General features: G+C 71.3%; 12 protein-coding genes. 6 read left to right on the forward strand and 6 right to left on the reverse strand.

The annotated features are described in order from the left end of the window. Positions 1-38: 38 nt before the first annotated feature. Positions 39-1,556, reverse strand: a complete 1,518-nt coding sequence (locus tag ABZ027_RS38790) for an IucA/IucC family protein (protein ID WP_356776978.1) — start codon at positions 1,554-1,556, stop codon at positions 39-41. A 101-nt stretch (positions 1,557-1,657) separates the two neighbouring features. Here ABZ027_RS38790 and ABZ027_RS38795 point away from each other — a divergent pair, with 101 nt between their 5' ends. Then, on the forward strand, positions 1,658-3,190 hold the full coding sequence (locus tag ABZ027_RS38795; protein ID WP_356776980.1) for an IucA/IucC family protein: 1,533 nt from the start codon (positions 1,658-1,660) through the stop codon (positions 3,188-3,190). Between the two features lie 4 nt (positions 3,191-3,194). Here the strand turns inward: ABZ027_RS38795 and ABZ027_RS38800 are convergent, their stop codons facing one another. Together ABZ027_RS38800 and ABZ027_RS38805 are read right to left on the reverse strand one after the other, a co-directional pair. Next, a complete protein-coding gene (locus tag ABZ027_RS38800) occupies positions 3,195-3,791 on the reverse strand; it encodes a response regulator (protein ID WP_356776982.1) in 597 nt (198 codons plus the stop codon). Further along, positions 3,788-8,047, reverse strand: a complete 4,260-nt coding sequence (locus ABZ027_RS38805) for a HAMP domain-containing protein (RefSeq protein WP_356777000.1) — start codon at positions 8,045-8,047, stop codon at positions 3,788-3,790. Before ABZ027_RS38805 ends, ABZ027_RS38800 begins: the two co-directional genes overlap by 4 nt. Before the next feature lie 293 nt (positions 8,048-8,340). On the opposite strand from ABZ027_RS38805, the gene ABZ027_RS38810 reads away from it, so the two are divergent. Both ABZ027_RS38810 and ABZ027_RS38815 read left to right on the forward strand, forming a co-directional pair. Beyond that, positions 8,341-10,173, forward strand: a complete 1,833-nt coding sequence (locus ABZ027_RS38810) for a SpoIIE family protein phosphatase (RefSeq protein ID WP_356776984.1) — start codon at positions 8,341-8,343, stop codon at positions 10,171-10,173. A gap of 226 nt (positions 10,174-10,399) precedes the next feature. Continuing rightward, positions 10,400-11,314: a HipA family kinase gene (locus ABZ027_RS38815; RefSeq protein ID WP_356776986.1), complete on the forward strand. Its 915-nt coding sequence runs from the start codon at positions 10,400-10,402 to the stop codon at positions 11,312-11,314. Between the two features lie 44 nt (positions 11,315-11,358). Here the strand turns inward: ABZ027_RS38815 and aceB are convergent, their stop codons facing one another. Continuing rightward, positions 11,359-12,993 (reverse strand): malate synthase A, encoded by a 1,635-nt coding sequence (gene aceB / locus ABZ027_RS38820; protein ID WP_356776988.1) that lies wholly within the window; start codon positions 12,991-12,993, stop codon positions 11,359-11,361. A 189-nt stretch (positions 12,994-13,182) separates the two neighbouring features. Further along, the gene (locus tag ABZ027_RS38825; RefSeq protein ID WP_356776990.1) at positions 13,183-13,782 is read right to left on the reverse strand and encodes a nucleotidyltransferase family protein; all 600 of its coding nucleotides are present in this window, start codon (positions 13,780-13,782) and stop codon (positions 13,183-13,185) included. 190 nt (positions 13,783-13,972) lie between these two features. Here ABZ027_RS38825 and ABZ027_RS38830 point away from each other — a divergent pair, with 190 nt between their 5' ends. Continuing rightward, on the forward strand, positions 13,973-14,287 hold the full coding sequence (locus ABZ027_RS38830) for a DUF5955 family protein (RefSeq protein ID WP_356776992.1): 315 nt from the start codon (positions 13,973-13,975) through the stop codon (positions 14,285-14,287). Between the two features lie 69 nt (positions 14,288-14,356). Here ABZ027_RS38830 and ABZ027_RS38835 read toward each other — a convergent pair whose 3' ends face one another. Then, on the reverse strand, positions 14,357-15,154 hold the full coding sequence (locus ABZ027_RS38835; RefSeq protein ID WP_356776994.1) for an IclR family transcriptional regulator: 798 nt from the start codon (positions 15,152-15,154) through the stop codon (positions 14,357-14,359). 258 nt (positions 15,155-15,412) lie between these two features. Here ABZ027_RS38835 and allB point away from each other — a divergent pair, with 258 nt between their 5' ends. Together allB and alc are read left to right on the forward strand one after the other, a co-directional pair. Further along, complete coding sequence (gene allB, locus ABZ027_RS38840) at positions 15,413-16,756, forward strand: allantoinase AllB (RefSeq protein ID WP_356776996.1); 1,344 nt, start codon at positions 15,413-15,415, stop codon at positions 16,754-16,756. A gap of 102 nt (positions 16,757-16,858) precedes the next feature. Further along, complete coding sequence (gene alc / locus ABZ027_RS38845) at positions 16,859-18,037, forward strand: allantoicase (protein WP_356776998.1); 1,179 nt, start codon at positions 16,859-16,861, stop codon at positions 18,035-18,037. Positions 18,038-18,059 lie beyond the last annotated feature (22 nt).

Below are 18,059 nucleotides of genomic sequence, written 5' to 3' on the forward strand. Positions count from 1 at the left end.
TCCTATTGATCGGCGGCGCCGGGCTCCAAAACGGCCGATCAGCGCAGCGGGTTGGGCAGCCCCGTCCACTGGTCCCCGGGCGCCCCCGGCGACAGCCGCATCAGCGTCAACGCCTTGGCGGGCACCGGCTCTTCGACCAGAGCGACGAGGTCCGGCGTGCGCGGCAGATCCGGTACGGCGCTCTGAAGCGCCCCCCGCAACGCCGCCGCCGACCCCGCCGTACCGGCGAGCGAACCGGCCACCAGCGAACCGAACAGCTTGCGGCGCAGGGCCGTCACGTCGTCGGTGACGAGGCGTCCGGTCAGCTCCGGGACCGGGATGCCGTGCCGGGCCAGCCGGGCCGGGCTCACCCGGATGTCGGCGAGGTCCCGGTAGACCAACCGCACGGGCGCACCGGTCGCGGACAGCACCACCAGCAGGTTCTGGCCGTGCGCCTCCAACGCCACCCCCAGATCCAGCAGCCGCAGCCCCACCGTGAGCGCGAGACGGGTGAAGTCGGCGAGCCAGGCAGGGGAGTCGGACAGCCCGGTGGTGGAGAGCGCGGCCACCGGAACCACACGCTCACCACTGCCCGGCGCCGCGTAAGCCTGCGGTGACTCCCGCAACACCGCAGCGATGTCAGGGGAGTTGGCGGTGACCGCGCCCAGGGTGCGGGTGATGTGCAGCAGACCGTCCAGCCGGGCGGCCAGTGTCTGCGCGAACGCCGACAGGGTCGCGGACACCGCGACCGAGGTGACGGAGATGTCCCGCACCGACGACGTCAGCCGGGCGCTCAACGCGGTCTTCACATGCGGTCCGCAGGGCTCGTCGAACGCGCCCGGCAGCTCCAGCGTGCGCAGGGACATCAGCGGACGCGCGTCGATCCCGGTGTCACACGTCCGCTTCAGCACATGCTCCGCCTGCCAGGGATGCGTCGGCACCAACAACCGCTCACCGTCCCGCAGTTCGTCCGGCCAGCCACCCGTCATGAGGCACTCGCCCGCCGCCACCGCCAGCAGCCCCAGTCGCACCAGCGGCCCGTGCTCGGGCCCGTAGGCGAGCTGTTCGGCCACCGAGAAACCCGGCCGGGAACGGCAACCGGGGTGGTACGGATGCCCGTCGACCACCCGCCGCTCCCACTCCCAGTCGTGCACAGGCCAGGTGGCCGAGGGTTCCGGCGCTCCGGCCCGGGACAGCGCCAACGAGGCGACACTGTGGCCGAGTTCGACAGCGAAGGCGCTGCCGTGCGCCACGGCGAGGTCGGTCATCAGCCGCGCCGGGTCGTCGTACGCCACCTCGTCGAGTCGTACGGCGCGGACGTACGCGGCGGTGGCGTACGGGTCCGGACGCGGGCCGTGCAGCCTGCGGCCGTCCGCAAGACGCAGCGTGAGCCCGTCGGGGCCGTCCGCGCGGTCCGTGAGCCAGGGGAGCGGTTCATGGGCGAGCGCGCGCCACAACCGGGTCAGGACGGCAGCTCGGGCCCCGGGCAGCTCGGCCGCGTACCGCGACACGAGGCCGGGGCGTACGACGGCCAGCTCCTCGGCGACCGCGGCCTCGGCGGTGGGGGGACTGTGCACGGGCGGGCTCCTCGGGTACGCATGGGATGTCACGACAGGTGGTGACGGCAGACATACTGATCATCGCCGCCCGAACGGACCGTAGAGAACGAGTGGAACGCGTGGATCCCTTTCCCCCGCCCGACGCCGACGCCGCCGCTGCCCCGCGCGACGACGTCGACGAGGTCACGGACCGCGCCGACGCCTACGCGGCGGCGCCCCTGCTGAACTGCCTGCTGCGGGAGGTGGCCGAGCCCGTCGAGCAGCCCGCCGCACCGAGCGCCCGCCGCGTGTACCGGCTGCCCGGCGGCAGACTGCTGCGCGTGTACGGACAGCGGCGGCCCGCCGAACCCGAGGTCCACGCGGAAGGCGGCTGGCGGCGCGTCGGCCACCCCGAACTCGTGAAACTGGTCGCCGAGGAGCTGGTCCGGCACACCGGCCTGTCCAATCCCGACCTGCCCACCGAGATGATCGACAGCCGGGACGCGGTCGCGGCTCTGCTCACCGCCCGCGCCCGGGTGGCCCCGCCGCACGACCCCTATCTGCGCTCCGAGCAGTCCCTCATCACCGGCCACCCCCACCACCCCGCTCCCAAGGCGCGCGGCGGCGGCCCCGTCGCCGACTGGCTGCCCTACGCCCCCGAGGCGCACGCCCGCTTCCCGCTGATCCTGCTCGGCGTGCGGTCGGACACGGTCGTCGAGGACGGCGACACCTCGGCCCTGGACGCGCTCGGTGCGGCCCCGCCCGGCTACCGGCTGCTGCCCGCCCATCCCTGGCAGCTGGATCTCGCCGCCCCCGCCCTCGCCCCGGCCTTCGCGGACGGCCGCCTGATCCGGCTGGGCGAGACCCCGTTCGAGACCTGGCCGACCGCGGCGATCCGCACGGTGTACGCGCCGGACCGGGACCTCTTCCTGAAGTTCAGCCTCGACGTGCGCATCACCAACGACATCCGCCGGCTGTGGCGGCACGACCTGCTGAAGCTCCGCCGGACGGACACAGCGGCCCGCGAGGCCCTCGCCGCGGTCGACGGACCGGCGGCCTGGCTGAGCGACACGGGGTACCGGACCGCGGCCTTCGCCTTCGAGGAACTCGCCGTGCTCGTCCGCGACGGACTGCGCGGCCACCTCCTGCCCGGCGCGACCCCGCTGCTGGCCGCCGGGCTGGCGGAGGGCTTCGAGGGCAGCCCGCTCGACGGGGCGCCGGACCCGGCGGCATGGTGGGAGGCCTACCTGGCCCAGGTCGTGCCCCCGGCCCTGGCGGCCTTCGGCGACCACGGCGTCGTACTCGAAGCGCATCTGCAGAACACCCTGGTCGCCGTCGACGCCGACGGCACACCCGTGCAGGCCCTGTTCCGGGACGCCGAGGGCGTGAAGCTGCTGCCGGAGGTGTCCCGGGCGGCCGGCTGGGAGCGGCTCGTGTACTGCCTGGTCGTCAACCACCTCGCGGAGATCGCCGCGGCCCTGGCCGAACGGACGCCCGGCCTGGATCTCTGGCCCGCCGTCCGCCGTGAGCTGTCCCGGCACGACCTCCCGGAGGCCGCCGCCCTGCTCACCTCGCCCACCCTGCCCGGCAAGACGAACCTGCTGCTGCGCTGGACCGGCGCGGACGGCGCCGACGCCCGCTACCGACCGCTGCCCAACCCGCTCGCCGGGTGAGCGTCTATTCGGTCCCGGTAGGACCGGGCAGGAGCGCGCCCACGGCGCGTTCCACCTCCGCGACGCGGTCGGCGAGCCCCGCCGCTTCGGTGTCCGGCCTGTCGCGCAGCAGCAGCTCGATCTGGGCGAGCCGTTCGGTGATCTCCGCGATGTCCGTGAGCCGGGCCGCGTCTTCCGCCACCGCGTACATCGCCAACTGGCGGTTCTTTCGGTGCAGATCAAGAAAGACGTTGACCTTGGTGCGCAGCACCCACGGATCGATGGGCTTGGCGATGAAGTCGGCGGCTCCGATCGCGTATCCCTTGTAGGCGTACTCAGCGGCGCTCTCGGTGCCGGTCACCAGAATGATGGGCACGTGCTTGGTCTGGTCGAGGCGCTTGATGTTGGCAGCGGTCTCGAAGCCGTCCATGCCGGGCATCCGGACGTCCAGCAGGACGACCGCGAAATCCTGGCGCAGCATCGCCTTCAGCGCCTGCTCCCCCGAGCGTGCGCGGACCAGGTGCTGGTGCAGCGGACTGAGCACGGCCTCGAACGCGATGAGGTTCTCCTCGATGTCATCGACGATGAGGATGCTGCCCGTCTCGGTCGGCTTGGGGCTCATGGCGTGCCTCCGGGCGGATCGTCGGCGTCCTCGTCCGAGTCCGGCGGAGCGCCGGCGGTCTCGTCCGAGTCCGGCGGAGCGCCGGCGGTCTCGTCCGAGTCCGGCGGATCGTCGGCGGTCTCGTCCGAGTCCGGCGGTTCGTCGGCGACGCCGAGGTCCCGCGCCGGTGCCGGGGGGGCGCTCTGCGGGTCGAGCAGATCGCAGATGACCGACAGCAGGCGGTCCATGTCCACCGGCTTGGGTACGTAGCCGTTGGCACCGCTTTCGATCGCCCTGTCGCGGTCCCCGGGCATCGCCTTGGCGGTGAGCGCGATGATCGGCAGGTGGGCGAGCCGAGGGGTGCCCCGGATGGTCTGGATGGCCTCGTACCCGTCCATCTCGGGCATCATGATGTCCATCAGCACCAGCGACACCTCGGGGGACCGCTCCAGGACCTCGAGGCCCTCCCGGCCGTTCTCCGCGTACCGCACGGTCATACCGACCCGGCCCAGCGCATGCGTGAGGGCGAAGACATTGCGGATGTCGTCGTCGACGATGAGGATGCGCCGGCCCGCCAGGACACGGCCGGGGCGCCCGGTGAGCCATTCCTTGAGCCGAGTCGTCTCCGGCCAGGTGTCCTCGCGGCCCTCGGCGGTCCCCGTGGTCGCCTTGCCCTTCTGGTCGTCCGCGTGGCGGTCCGGAGCCAGGAGGTCGGCGCTCAGGGTCCTCCCGCCGTCGAGCGCGCGGTCGGGTGACCCGTCCTCCCCGAGGTTCGCCGGCGCCTGAATCTCGGAGGCGAGCGCGGGCGCGACGCCGACGGTGCGTAGGTCCGGCGTGCCCTGCGAGGCCAGGGTTCCGGGGTGGTACGAGGGGATGTAGAGGGTGAACCGCGAACCCACGTCCGGCTCACTCTCGGCGACGATCTTGCCGCCGAGCATCCCCGCGATCTCCCGGCTGATGGACAGACCGAGGCCGGTACCGCCGTACTTGCGGTTGGTGGTGCCCTCCGACTGCTGGAACGCCTCGAAGACCTGCGGGAGCTTCTCGGGGGCGATACCGATCCCGGTGTCCCTGACGGAGAACGCGATGACGGCTTCCGCGTTTCTGAGCGTCTCCTCCTCGAACCGCTCCCCGGGCACCCGGTTGACGCGCAACTCCACGCTGCCGTCGTGGGTGAACTTCACCGCGTTGGACAGCAGGTTGCGCAGCACCTGCTGGAGGCGCTGTTCGTCGGAGTACAACTCGGCCGGTACGTCCTTGTCGACCGCGATCTCGAAACCCAGACCGCGATCGATGGTGAGCGGACGGAAGGTCGCGTGGACGTAGTCGAGCAGCTTGATCAGCGGGAGGGTCCTCGGACGCACGTCCATCCGCCCGGCCTCGATCTTCGACAGGTCGAGGATGTCGCTGATCAGCTGGAGCAGGTCCGAACCCGAGCGGTGGATGGTGGTCGCGAACTGCACCTCCTGCTCGCCCAGGTGCCCGTCGGGGTTGTCGGCGAGCAGCCGGGCCAGGATCAGCAGGGAGTTGAGCGGCGTGCGCAGCTCGTGCGACATGTTCGCGAGGAACTCCGACTTGTACTGGGAGGCGGTCGCGAGCAGGGCGGCCTTCTCCTCCAACTCGGCGTTGGAACGCTGGAGTTCGTCCGACCGCTCACGCAACTCGGAGGTGAGCCGCTGAGACTCCGACAGCAGCGATTCGGTACGCGAGTTGGCGATGATCGTGTTGAACGAGACGCCGATCGTGTTGACGAACTGGTCGACGAAGGCCAGGTGCACATCGCTGAACCTGCTGAGCGAGGCCAGCTCGATCACTCCGAGCACCTGGTCCTCGAAGAGGATGGGCAGGATGACGATGCTGGCCGGACGGGCCGTGCCCAGCCCCGAGTTGATCGTGATGTAGTCCGGTGGGGCGTCCGTGATGAGGATGCGCTTCTTCTCCTGCGCCGTCTGCGCGATCAGTCCGCGCCCCGGTGTGCCCGTACCGGGGAGCGGGCCCCGCCCGCCGGCCTGGTCGGTGCCGTACCCGGCGATGAACTGCAGACCCTCGCCGGGCGGCGCCCCCGCCTCGGCCAGGAAGAACGCACCGAACTGGGCGTTCACCAGCGGGGTCAGCTCGCGCAGGATCAGGTCGGCGACCTCCACCAGGTCGCGGTGGCCCTGCATGAGCGCGGCCATGCGGGTGAGGTTGGACTCCAGCCAGTCCTTGGCGCGGGTGGTCTCGCGGAGGTTGGAGACCATGAGGTTGATGTTGTTCTGAAGTTCGGCGACCTCACCCTTTGCCTCGACCGTGATGGCGCGGGACATGTCGCCCTGGGTGACCGCGCCGGCCACCTCGGCGATCGCCCGGACCTGGGTGGTGAGGTTCAGGGCCAGCTCGTTGACGTTGGTGGTCAGCCGCTTCCACGTTCCGAAGACGCCCTCGACACGGGCCTGACCGCCCAGCTGCCCCTCACTGCCGACCTCCCGGGCCACGCGGGTGACCTCGGAGGAGAACGAGGAGAGCGTGTCGACCATCGTGTTGATGGTGGTCTTCAGCTCCAGGATCTCGCCGCGGGCGTCCACGTCGATCTTCTTCGACAGGTCGCCCTGGGCGACGGCCGTGGCCACCTGGGCGATGTTGCGGACCTGCGAGGTGAGGTTGTCGGCCATGAAGTTGACGTTGTCGGTGAGGTCCTTCCACACCCCGGACACCCCGCGGACCTGCGCCCGGCCGCCCAGTGATCCCTCGGTGCCGACCTCGCGGGCGACCCGGGTCACCTCGTCGGCGAACGCGCGCAGCTGCTGGACCATCGTGTTCACGGTGTCCTTCAGCTGCAGGATCTCGCCGCGGGCATCGACCGTGATCTTCTTCGACAGGTCGCCGTTGGCGACGGACGTGGTCACCTGGGCGATGTTGCGCACCTGCGAGGTCAGGTTCGACGCCATCAAGTTGACGTTGTCGGTCAGCTCCTTCCACACGCCGGAGACCCCGCGGACCTGCGCCTGTCCGCCCAGGTTGCCCTCGGTGCCGACCTCGCGGGCGACGCGGGTGACCTCGTCGGCGAAGGCGGAGAGCTGGTCGACCATCGTGTTGATCGTCGACTTCAGCTCCAGGATCTCGCCCTTCGCCTCCACGGTGATCGTCTTGCCGAGGTCGCCCTGGGCGACGGCCGTGGCCACCTGGGCGATGTTGCGCACCTGTGAGGTGAGGTTGTCCGCCATGAAGTTGACGTTCTCCGTGAGGTCCTTCCACACCCCGGACACCCCGCGGACCTGCGCCCGGCCACCGAGCCGCCCCTCGGTACCGACCTCGCGGGCGACGCGGGTCACCTCGCCCGCGAACGCCGACAGCTGGTCGACCATCGTGTTCACGGTGCTCTTGAGCTGCAGGATCTCGCCCCGGGCGTCCACCGCGATCTTCTGGCTCAGGTCTCCGGTGGCGACGGCGGTGGTGACCTGGGCGATGTTGCGCACCTGCGAGGTCAGGTTCGACGCCATGAAGTTGACGTTGTCGGTGAGGTCCTTCCACACCCCGGACACCCCCGGTACCTGGGCCCGGCCGCCCAGCTGCCCCTCCGTGCCGACCTCGCGCGCGACCCGGGTGACCTCGTCGGCGAACGCGCGCAGCTGGTCGACCATCGTGTTCACGGTGAGCTTCAGCTCCAGCAGCTCTCCGGTCGCCTCCACCGTGACCTGCCGGGTCAGATCGCCGCGCGCGACCGCCGTGGTCACCACCGCGATGTCGCGCACCTGCGCGGTCAGCCGGGAGGCCATCGCGTTGACCGCCTCGGTCACGTGACGCCAGTCGCCGGTCAGCCCCTCCAGCGTGGCGCGCCCACCGAGACGGCCCTCGGTACCGACCTCGCGGGCGACGCGGGTCAGCTCGCCGGTGAACAGCGACAGCTGCTCCACCATGCGGTTCACCCCGCTCCCCAGGCGCCGTAGATCGCCGTGGAGCGGGCGCCTGCCGTCGTGCAGCTCGGCGCGCTGCGTCAGATCACCGTCCGCGACGGCGTCGAGGACGCGCGTGACGTCCACGATCGGGACGGCCAGCGCTTCCAGCAGCGCGTTCGCCGCGTCCACGCTCGTCGTCCACCCTCCCGGCCCGGGACTCGCCGTGAGCCGCTCGTCCAGCCGCCCCGGCCGGACCACCTCCCGCCGCACCCGCTCGAGCTCCGCGGCCAGGTGCGCGTTGCGCGTCATGACCTGGTTGAACACCCCCGCGATGTCGGCGAGGACCCCTTCGGGCAGGTGTCCCATGCGCACGGTGAAGTCACCGTCACACAGAGAGTTCATGGCGGCCAGCAGCGGACGCAGTTCGGCCACGCGCACCCACTCGCCGTCCCGGGCGGAGGCGGGCCGGCCTGCGCTCTCGGGGCTGGTTCCGGCGGGCTCCCGGTCCCGGAACTCGGGCCGCGGGGAAGCGGGTTCGGACTCGGGATGAGGTTCCATGGCGCCACACATTTCAGGACAAACACACGATCGCTTACTATTTAGGCTACATTCGACCTGTATTCGTCGGCAGCTAGACCTTGGCAGGGGGTTCGCCAGTGGGGTGGTCCCCTGATCCGCGTGCGGCGGCTGCTCGGATGCGCGTACCCGCCAACGAGCTCGCGGCCTCGGCGGCGCGTAAGTTCCTGCGCGCCGTGCTCGCCCAGCGGACCGCACCGCAGTCGCCCGGGGCGCCGACGATCAGTGACCGGTCCGTCGACGACGCCGTGCTCCTCGTCAGTGAGCTGGTCACCAGCGCTGTCGCGCAATCCGGGTTCGAGGTCGAGGTGGCCTGCCGTATCGAGGCCGGTCCTGGCATCTCGGACGGTTCCGCGCGGTCCCATCCCGAGGGTGTGGGTGTCGTGGTCGAGGTGGTGGAGCGCGGCTCTGCCGGCAGCTTCGGCGACGGCGACGGCGACGACGTACCGAGCCGCGTGCGCGGCCATGGGCGCCAGCTGATGCGCGCCCTGGCCGACTCCTGGGGGGTGACCTACCGGCTCACCAGGACGGTCACCTGGTTCCGTCTGGAGTGCGCGACGGTGACCCCGCTCGCCATCGCGGAGCAGGGCCTTGACGGTCCTCTCGCCGAGGACGTCCGCCGCGGGCCGTCCGTCCCCGCGTCCGTCCTGCCGCGCGAGAGCACGGCCCGCAACTCCGAGTGGGCCGAGCGTGCGGGACAGTCGTTCCTCGCCGAGGCCGGAGAACTCCTCGCCGGGCAGCTGGACGAGGACATGGTCGCCGCGCTCGCCGGACAACTCCTGGTGCCCAGACTCGCCGACTGGTGCGCCGTATGGCTGACCACGGACAACGCCGAGATGCGGCTCTCGCATGTCTGGCACACGGACGAACGCAAGATCCACGCGCTCCGCCACGTTCTGGAGCAGGACCGCCCGCCCGCCGGGCTGAGCACGACCGGTGTCTCATGGCCCTGGCCCGCGTCGGGAGGCGCCGGGCACACGGGCGGTTCGGCGCTGGCGTTCCCCCTGGTCGCGGGCGGTATGTACCACGGCACCCTGCTGATCGGCCAGGCGGGGCTGCCGCAGCTGACGGACGCCGTGGTCCGCCTCACGGAGGACGTCGCCCGGCGCATGGCGCAGGCGGTGGTCACCGCCCGCCACTACACACGGCAGGCGAGCATCAGCCGGACGCTCCAGCGCAGGCAGCTTCCCACCTCCCTCGCCGCCATTCCGGGCGTCGACACAGCGATCGTCTACGAGCCCTGGGGTGAGGGCCAGACCGTAGGCGGGGACTTCTACGACCTGTTCCCGATAAAGGACCGCCGGTGGTGCTTCCTGCTCGGCGACGTGAGCGGCCACGACGTGGAGGCGATGTCCGTCACCGGCCTGGTCCGGCACCTGGTGCGGGTGCTGGCACGTGAGGGACACGGCGTCGAGTCCCTGCTCAACCGGCTGAACCACGCCATGGCGGAGGAGGTCGCCGAGGCCATGACACTCCGCGGCGAGCGGGAGGGCTCCCGGTTCCTGAGCCTGCTGTACGGGGAGCTGGAGCCCGACCCGGTCGCCGGCGGCGCACGGTGCACCATGGCCTGCGCCGGGCACCCGCCCCCGCTGCGGCTGGCGGCGGACGGCGCGGTGACGCCGGCCGCGGACCCGCAGATGCTGCTCGGCATCGAGGAGCACGCCGAGTTCCACGTCAACTCCCTCACCCTGGCGCCCGGTGAGTCGCTGCTGTGCGTGACCGACGGCGTGACCGAACGACGCAGGGGCGCACGGCAGTTGGACGACGACGACGGCCTGGCGGAGGTGCTGCGCAGATGCGTGGGACTGGGCGCGAAGGCCGTCGCGGAATGCGTCCGGCGAGCCGTGCACGACTTCAGCTCCGAGCCGATCGAGGACGACCTCGCCGTACTGGTGCTGGAGGCGGTGCCGGTGCCCAGGAGCGCGAGGACGGTGGCGACGGCGATCGGTTGACGCTGCCGTGGTGCCCTCACCAGTGCGGCCGGGGCCCTGGCGGTGAGACGACCGGGAGACGGTGCGCGATGGCGCGGTAGCTCCTCGCCGGTCGAAACACCCAGTTACTATGCACACTTCATGCCCGAGGCCGGGTCCGAGGGGGCGCACGGTCATCGGCGGACGGCTCGGGAGGCAGGGAGATGAGCATGGCAGCCGCGGCTCCTGAGGTGTCTGGCCCGGGAACATGCTGAGGGCGGTCACGGCGACCCGTTATGTCGCGCCCCTGCGGTCCGGCGGTTCTGTACCCGGCGTCGTCGAGGCCGACGACCTCGGCACCTACGTCGTCAAGTTCACCGGCTCGGCGCAGGGCACCAAGGCGCTGGTCGCCGAGGTGATCGTGGGTGAACTGGCGCGCGCCCTGGGGTTGCGGTTCCCCGAGCTGGTCCTCGTGGAGTTCGATCCGGCGATCGCCGACAGTGAGCCCCACCAGGAGGTGCGGGAGCTGCACGGCGCGAGCGCGGGACTCAACCTGGGCATGGACTACCTCCCGGGTGCCGCGGACTTCACCCCGGAGATCGCCCAGACCTTCCCCGTCGACCCGCTGGAGGCGGGCCGGATCGTCTGGCTGGACGCGTTGACCGTCAACGTCGACCGTACGGTCCACAGCTCCAACCTGATGGTCTGGCCGACCCTCGGGATCGCGCCCCCACGGCTGTGGCTGATCGACCACGGCGCCGCGCTCGTCTTCCACCACCGCTGGGACGGCGCGGACCCCGAGAAGGCGTACGACTTCCGCCACCACGCGCTCGGTCACAGCGCGCCCGACGTGCGGGCCGCCGACGCGGAGCTGGCGCCCAGGGTCACCCGGGATCTGCTGCGGGCGATCGCCGCCGAGGTCCCGGACGCCTGGCTGGCCGACGAGGCGGGCTCCCGGACCCCGGACGAGGTCCGCGAGGCGTACGTCGACTATCTGCACGCGCGGGTGCGGGCCTCCGCCGCCTGGCTGCCCACCGACTTCCCCACCCGGGAGGAACGCGCCGCCGAGGAGGCCCAGCGGGCGGCGCGGACCCAACGAGGACGGCCGAACTGGCTCAAACGGGTCCCCGACCTGCACGGCGAACCGGCCGCGGAGCAGGACTGGTCGGTGCACCTGGGATGACGGCGCGGCCGGGGGCCAGCCACTCGGACACACCCGCGTGAGCGTCAGCCCTTGAGCTGTTCGTAGGCCGGCAGGGTCAGGAAGTCCGCGTAGTCCTCGTCGAGGGAGACCTCGAGGAGCAGGTCGTGGGCCTGCTGCCAGTGACCGGCCGCGAAGGCCTCCTCGCCGAGGTCCGCGCGGATGGTGCGCAGTTCCTCGGCGGCGACCTCACGGGCCAGTTCCGGCGTGACCTTCAACGTGGTCCCGGCGTGCTCGAACTCGACGCCCGCGTTGATCCACTGCCAGATCTGCGAGCGGGAGATCTCGGCGGTCGCAGCGTCCTCCATGAGGTTGAAGATGGCGACCGCGCCGAGCCCGCGCAGCCAGGCCTCGATGTAACGGATGCCGACCTGGACGGCGTTGACGAGACCGTCGTACGTCGGCCTGGCGTCCAGCGAGTCCACGGCGATCAGGTCGGCCGCCTCGACGTGGACGTCCTCGCGGAGCCGGTCCTTCTGGTGGGGCCGGTCGCCGAGGACCTTGTCGAAGCACTCCATGGCGATCGGGACCAGGTCGGGGTGGGCGACCCAGGAGCCGTCGAAGCCGTCGCCCGCCTCACGGTCCTTGTCGGCGCGGACCTTCTCGAAGGCGACCTTGTTGACCTCGGCGTCCCGGCGGGACGGGATGAACGCCGCCATGCCGCCGATCGCGTGCGCGCCGCGCTTGTGGCAGGTACGGACGAGGAGTTCGGTGTACGCCCGCATGAACGGGGCGGTCATCGTCACGGCGTTGCGGTCCGGGAGGACGAACTTGGCGCCGCCGTCACGGAAGTTCTTGACGATCGAGAACAGGTAGTCCCAACGTCCAGCGTTCAACCCGGAGGCGTGGTCGCGGAGTTCGTAGAGGATCTCCTCCATCTCGTACGCGGCCGTGATCGTCTCGATCAGGACGGTCGCGCGGACGGTGCCCTGCGGGACGCCCACGTAGTCCTGCGCGAAGACGAAGACGTCGTTCCAGAGGCGGGCCTCCAGGTGCGACTCCGTCTTCGGGAGGTAGAAGTACGGGCCCTTGCCGAGGTCGAGCAGGCGCTGGGCGTTGTGGAAGAAGTAGAGCCCGAAGTCGACGAGGGCGCCGGGGACCTGGGTGCCGTCGGCGTCGACGAGGTGACGTTCGTTCAGGTGCCAGCCGCGCGGGCGCATGACGACGGTGGCGAGCTCGCTGTCGTCCTTCAGGGCGTACGACTTGCCGGACCCCGGGTCGGTGAAGTCGATGTTCCGGGTGTACGCGTCGATCAGGTTGCGCTGGCCGAGGACGACGTTCTCCCAGGTCGGCGCCGAGGCGTCCTCGAAGTCCGCGAGCCAGACCTTGGCGCCCGAGTTGAGGGCGTTGATGGTCATCTTGCGGTCGGTGGGGCCGGTGATCTCGACCCGCCGGTCGTCGAGGGCGGCCGGGGAGGGGGCCACCTTCCAGGAGTCGTCCGCCCGGATCGCGGCCGTCTCCGGGAGGAAGTCCAGCGTGGAGGTGCGGGCGATCTCGGCGCGGCGCTCGGCGCGCCGGGCGAGGAGCTCGTCACGCCGGAACGTGAACCGGCGGTGCAGTTCGGCCACAAAGGCGAGGGCCCCCTCGGTGAGGACCTCCGCCTGCCGGGGCAGGGGCTCGGCGTCGACGATGGCCAGCGGGGACGGCGCTGGTGCGGACATGTGCTGTCACTTCCTTCAGCGAGCTTGGCACCGGGTGCCGGGCGACCCGGGTGGGGGCGAGGAACACCCGGGGGAGGGACCGGATGCTTCTGGACAGTGGATACTAGTTTCCTCATCGTGGAATTTCAATCGTTTGTTGATATCAAGACTCTCTGCGTCGAGGCAAGGTGGCGCTCGGACCCGGGGTATTCACTCAAGGTGCTTGAGGTCCGCGACGGTGTCGATGTCGAACGGCCTCGCCACGTCCCCGCACTCGACGAGCGTGATCGCCTCCGCCCGCGCCTTCAGATAGGCGCGCGCCCCCTGGTCGCCGGTCGCACCGGACATGACGCCCGACCAGTGGGCGGCGCCGAGCAGGACGGGATGCCCACGCACCCCCTCATAGGCGGCCGAGGCCAGCGACGTCTCGTCCCGTCCGGCGGCGAGCACCCGGGCCATCGCCGCCGCCCCGATGCCGGGCTGGTCGACGAGCGAGACCAGCGCGGCCCGCGCCCCCGTCCCGGCGAGCGAGCCGAGCCCGGCCCGCAGCGAGGAGCCCATCCCGTCGGCCCAGTCGGGGTTCTCCACCAGCACGCAGCCACCGAGTTCCGCCCGTTCCCGTACGGCGGCGGCAGCGGCCCCGAGGACCACGTGGACGCGGGTGCAGCCGGCCGCGCGCAGCTCGCCGACCACGTACTCGACGAGGGGCCGCCCCCGGTACGGCAGCAGGGCCTTGGGTCGTCCGCCGAGCCGCCGTCCGCCCCCGGCCGCCAGGAGCAGACCGGCCGGCCGCTGTTCGTTGTCCGTCATGCGTCCTGCATACCTGACGCGCAGGCGTACGCCCGGTTCCGAAGGGCTGAATTTCGGTCCTTACGGTGGCGCATCCGCCGTCGGGTGGCGTTTACTGACCCGCGTCCCCCGGCGCCCGACCAGCGCCCAAGGGTAGTGCCCGGAGGGACGGGAACGTGCGGGCGCACAACGGCGTGCTAGGGGGACGGCTGTGTTGCGGAGTCTGGGACAGAGACCGGTGGCCGGCGGCGACGAGGATCTCAAAGTGGCGGGGCTGCGGACCGCGGTGTCCCGGCTGCGCCGCGAACTCGCCGCACATCCAGCCGAGTTCCCCGACCGTGCCATCGCGGAGGACGAACTCGCCGCCCTCGCCGCGATGACGATCGACGGCACCCCCGAAATCCCTCTTCTGCGCCGGTCGTTGCTGCTGATCGCCGGGGCGATCGGGTCCGTGAGCGCATTGGCCCCGGCGCTGTCGGAGGTGCGCAGCGCGGTGGACCTCTTCGGAGAGCCGCCGCGCCGCTGACTCCAGCGTCGGGACTTGCGCCGCCCAGATGTCGAGGGCCGGTTCGCCGCCGGGCTTTTGGTGGGGCGCTCAGGCGGGCGGCGTCGAGCTCGCCAGTGCCTCCGACAACTCCGACGCCACCTGCTGCAGCACCGGCACGATCTTGTCCGTCGCCGCCTCCGTGACCCGGCCGGCCGGGCCCGAGATCGAAATCGCGGCGGCGGTGGGGGAGTCGGGTACCGAGACCGCGAGGCAGCGGACGCCGATCTCCTGCTCGTTGTCGTCCACCGCGTAGCCCTGGCGCCGCACGTCCTCCAGTGCCGCGAGGAAGCCGTCCGGCGTGGTGATCGTCTTCTCCGTGGCGGCGGGCATACCGGTCCGGGAGAGCAGGGCGCGCACCTCGCCGTCCGGAACGTTGGCGAGCAGCGCCTTTCCGACGCCGGTCGAGTGCGGCAGCACCCTGCGGCCCACCTCGGTGAACATGCGCATCGAGTGCTTGGACGGCACCTGGGCCACGTAGACGATCTCGTCCCCGTCCAGCAGTGCCATGTTCGCCGTCTCGCCGGTCTCCTCGACCAGGCGGGCGAGGTAGGGGCGCGCCCAGGTGCCGAGCAGGCGGGAGGCGGACTCGCCCAGCCGGATCAGGCGCGGGCCGAGCGCGTAGCGGCGGTTGCTCTGCTGGCGGACGTACCCGCAGACCACGAGGGTGCGCATGAGGCGGTGGATGGTGGGCAGTGGCAGCCCGCTGCTCGCGGAGAGCTCACTCAGGCCCACCTCGCCGCCCGCGTCCGCCATCCGCTCGAGCAGATCGAAGGCGCGCTCGAGGGACTGGACTCCGCCGCTGGCGGACTTCGCGGAGTCGGTGGTGCTGGCGCTGGACGTCGGCACGGCGCGTTCCTTTCGGCGCAGGCGGGAAGAGCAGAATCCTACCCGCCGGTCGGTTGACTCCCTGCTTGTACCTAGCTACGTTCTGCGTGCCGGAATCCTATTTCCACTTTGTGGAAACGTCCAGACCGGGCGCGTCGTCGCCCTGTGGGGAAGTGTGCCCTTGACGGCTCGGAGAGGGGAGTGAAGACTCAAGACTCCTTCAACAGAACGTTGAATTCCGTTACGTGGAAGTGAACAGCGGAGCGAAAGAGGGCCCGGGTGTCCGACGTAGAACTGGTATTGCGCTCGACACGTGTCATCACCCCGGAGGGGACGCGCGCCGCCTCGGTCGCGGTCGCCGCCGGGACGATCACCGCCGTCCTGCCGTACGACGCTCCCGTGCCCGAGAGCGCCCGTCTGGAGGATCTCGGCGACGACGTCCTGCTGCCCGGCCTGGTCGACACCCATGTGCATGTCAACGACCCCGGTCGCACCGACTGGGAGGGCTTCTGGACCGCCACCCGCGCCGCGGCCGCCGGCGGCATCACCACCCTCGTCGACATGCCGCTCAACTCCCTCCCGCCGACGACCACCGTCGACCATCTCCGTACGAAGCGCGACGTGGCCGCCGACAAGGCGCACATCGACGTCGGCTTCTGGGGCGGGGCCCTGCCCGACAACGTCGATGACCTGCGCCCGCTGCACGACGCCGGTGTCTTCGGCTTCAAGGCGTTCCTGTCGCCGTCCGGCGTGGACGAGTTCCCGCACCTCGGCCGACCTGAACTCGCCCGGTCCCTCGCCCGGATCGCGTCCTTCGGCGGCCTGCTGATCGTGCACGCCGAGGACCCGCACCGCCTGGACGCCGCTCCGCAGCACGGCGGCCCCAGGTACGCCGACTTCCTGGCCTCCCGCCCGCGCGACGCCGAGGACACCGCGATCGCCCAGCTCGTCGCCGAGGCGAAGCGCCTGGACGCGCGGGTGCACGTCCTGCACCTGTCCTCGTCCGACGCGCTGCCGCTGATCGCCGCCGCCAAGGCCGACGGAGTCCGCGTCACCGTCGAGACCTGCCCGCACTACCTCACCCTGACCGCCGAGGAAGTGCCGGACGGCGCCAGCGAGTTCAAGTGCTGCCCGCCGATACGCGAGTCGGCGAACCAGGATCTGCTGTGGCAGGCGTTGGCGGACGGCACGATCGACTGCGTGGTCACGGACCACTCGCCGTCCACGGCCGACCTGAAGACCGACGACTTCGCCACCGCCTGGGGCGGCATCTCCGGCCTCCAGCTGAGCCTTGCCGCGGTGTGGACCGAGGCGCGCAGGCGCGGCCACGGCCTGGAGGACGTGGTCCGCTGGATGTCCGAGCGGACGGCCGACCTGGTGGGTCTGCGGCAGAAGGGGGCCATCGAGGCGGGCCGGGACGCCGACTTCGCGGTCCTCGCACCCGACGACACCTTCACCGTGGACCCGGCCGCCCTGCACCACCGCAACCGCGTGACGGCGTACGCGGGCAGAACCCTGCACGGCGTGGTGAGATCCACCTGGCTGCGCGGCGAACGCGTCGTCGCCGACGGCGAGTTCACCGAGCCGAAGGGACGGCTGCTCACGCGAACCCGGACCCCCTGAACCGCCGGGCCACCAGCCCAGCCGTGGCCCCGGAATCCCCCTTTGTCTCCGCATCCGTATCCGCACCCGCGGCGGCGACTCCGAAAGGCAGACCTGATCACCGTGACGGCGATTGAGAGTTTCACCGGCGACGCGAACCCCTACGGAGGCGGTGATCCGTACGCGGACTACCGGACCGCCGCGTTCCCCTTCACCCAGTACACCAACCTCGCCGACCGACAGCTCGGCGCCGGGGTCATCGCCGCCAACGACGAGTTCTTCGCCCAGCGCGAGAACCTGCTGCTGCCCGGCCCCGCCGAGTTCGACCCCGAACACTTCGGCCACAAGGGCAAGATCATGGACGGCTGGGAGACCAGGCGCCGCCGGGGCGCCTCGGCCGACCACCCGTGGCCGACGGCCGAGGACCACGACTGGGCGCTGGTCCGCCTCGGCGCGCCGGGCGTGATCCACGGCATCGTCGTCGACACCGCCCACTTCCGCGGCAACTACCCGCAGGCGGTGTCGGTCGAGGGAACCTCGGTGCCGGGGTGCCCGTCCCCGGCACAGCTCCTCGGGGACGACGTGAAGTGGACGACGCTCGTCCCGCGCACGCCGGTCGGCGGCCACGCCGCGAACGGTTTCGCCGTATCGGTCGAGCAGTGCTTCACCCACCTGCGCGTCAACCAGCACCCCGACGGCGGCATCGCGCGGCTGCGGGCGTACGGCGAGGTCGTACCCGATCCGAAGTGGCTGGAGGTCCTGGGCACCTTCGACGTGGTCGCCCTGGAGAACGGCGGCCGGGCCGAGGACGCCTCCAACCTCTTCTACTCGCCGGCGTCCAACACCATCCAGCCGGGCCGTTCCCGGAAGATGGACGACGGCTGGGAGACCCGCCGCCGCCGCGACCAGGGCAACGACTGGATCCGCTACCGGCTGGTGGCCCGGTCGCAGATCCGGGCGCTCGAAATCGACACGGCGTACCTGAAGGGCAACAGCGCGGGCTGGGCGTCCGTCTCGGTCCGGGACGGCGAGGAAGGCGAATGGACCCAGATCCTCCCGCGCACCCGCCTCCAGCCCGACACCAACCACCGCTTCGTCCTCACGGCCCCCGCCGTCGGCACGCACGCGCGCGTGGACATCTATCCCGACGGCGGCATCTCCCGCCTGCGCCTGTTCGGCTCCCTGACGGAAGAGGGCACGACAACCCTGACGGCCCGCCTACAGAGGCCCACGGCCCGGCTCGGGTGCGGGTCGGCCACGGAGTACGGACGTCGGAGGTGGAGGCCGGCCGGGTCGTGCTGAACGCGTTGCAGCCGCTGTCGAC

It is taken from the genome of Streptomyces sp. NPDC006332 (assembly GCF_040612855.1).
Classification (GTDB): Bacteria; Actinomycetota; Actinomycetes; order Streptomycetales; family Streptomycetaceae; genus Streptomyces.

Bases quoted from the DNA above. Each gene is read 5' to 3' on its own strand.
- ABZ027_RS38810 (WP_356776984.1), top strand. From the start codon at position 8,341: ATGCGCGTACCCGCCAACGAGCTCGCGGCCTCGGCGGCGCGTAAGTTC.
- ABZ027_RS38815 (WP_356776986.1), top strand. From the start codon at position 10,400: ATGCTGAGGGCGGTCACGGCGACCCGTTATGTCGCGCCCCTGCGGTCC.
- aceB (WP_356776988.1), bottom strand. From the start codon at position 12,993: ATGTCCGCACCAGCGCCGTCCCCGCTGGCCATCGTCGACGCCGAGCCC.
- ABZ027_RS38825 (WP_356776990.1), bottom strand. From the start codon at position 13,782: ATGACGGACAACGAACAGCGGCCGGCCGGTCTGCTCCTGGCGGCCGGG.
- ABZ027_RS38805 (WP_356777000.1), bottom strand. From the start codon at position 8,047: ATGAACTCTCTGTGTGACGGTGACTTCACCGTGCGCATGGGACACCTG.
- ABZ027_RS38800 (WP_356776982.1), bottom strand. From the start codon at position 3,791: ATGAGCCCCAAGCCGACCGAGACGGGCAGCATCCTCATCGTCGATGAC.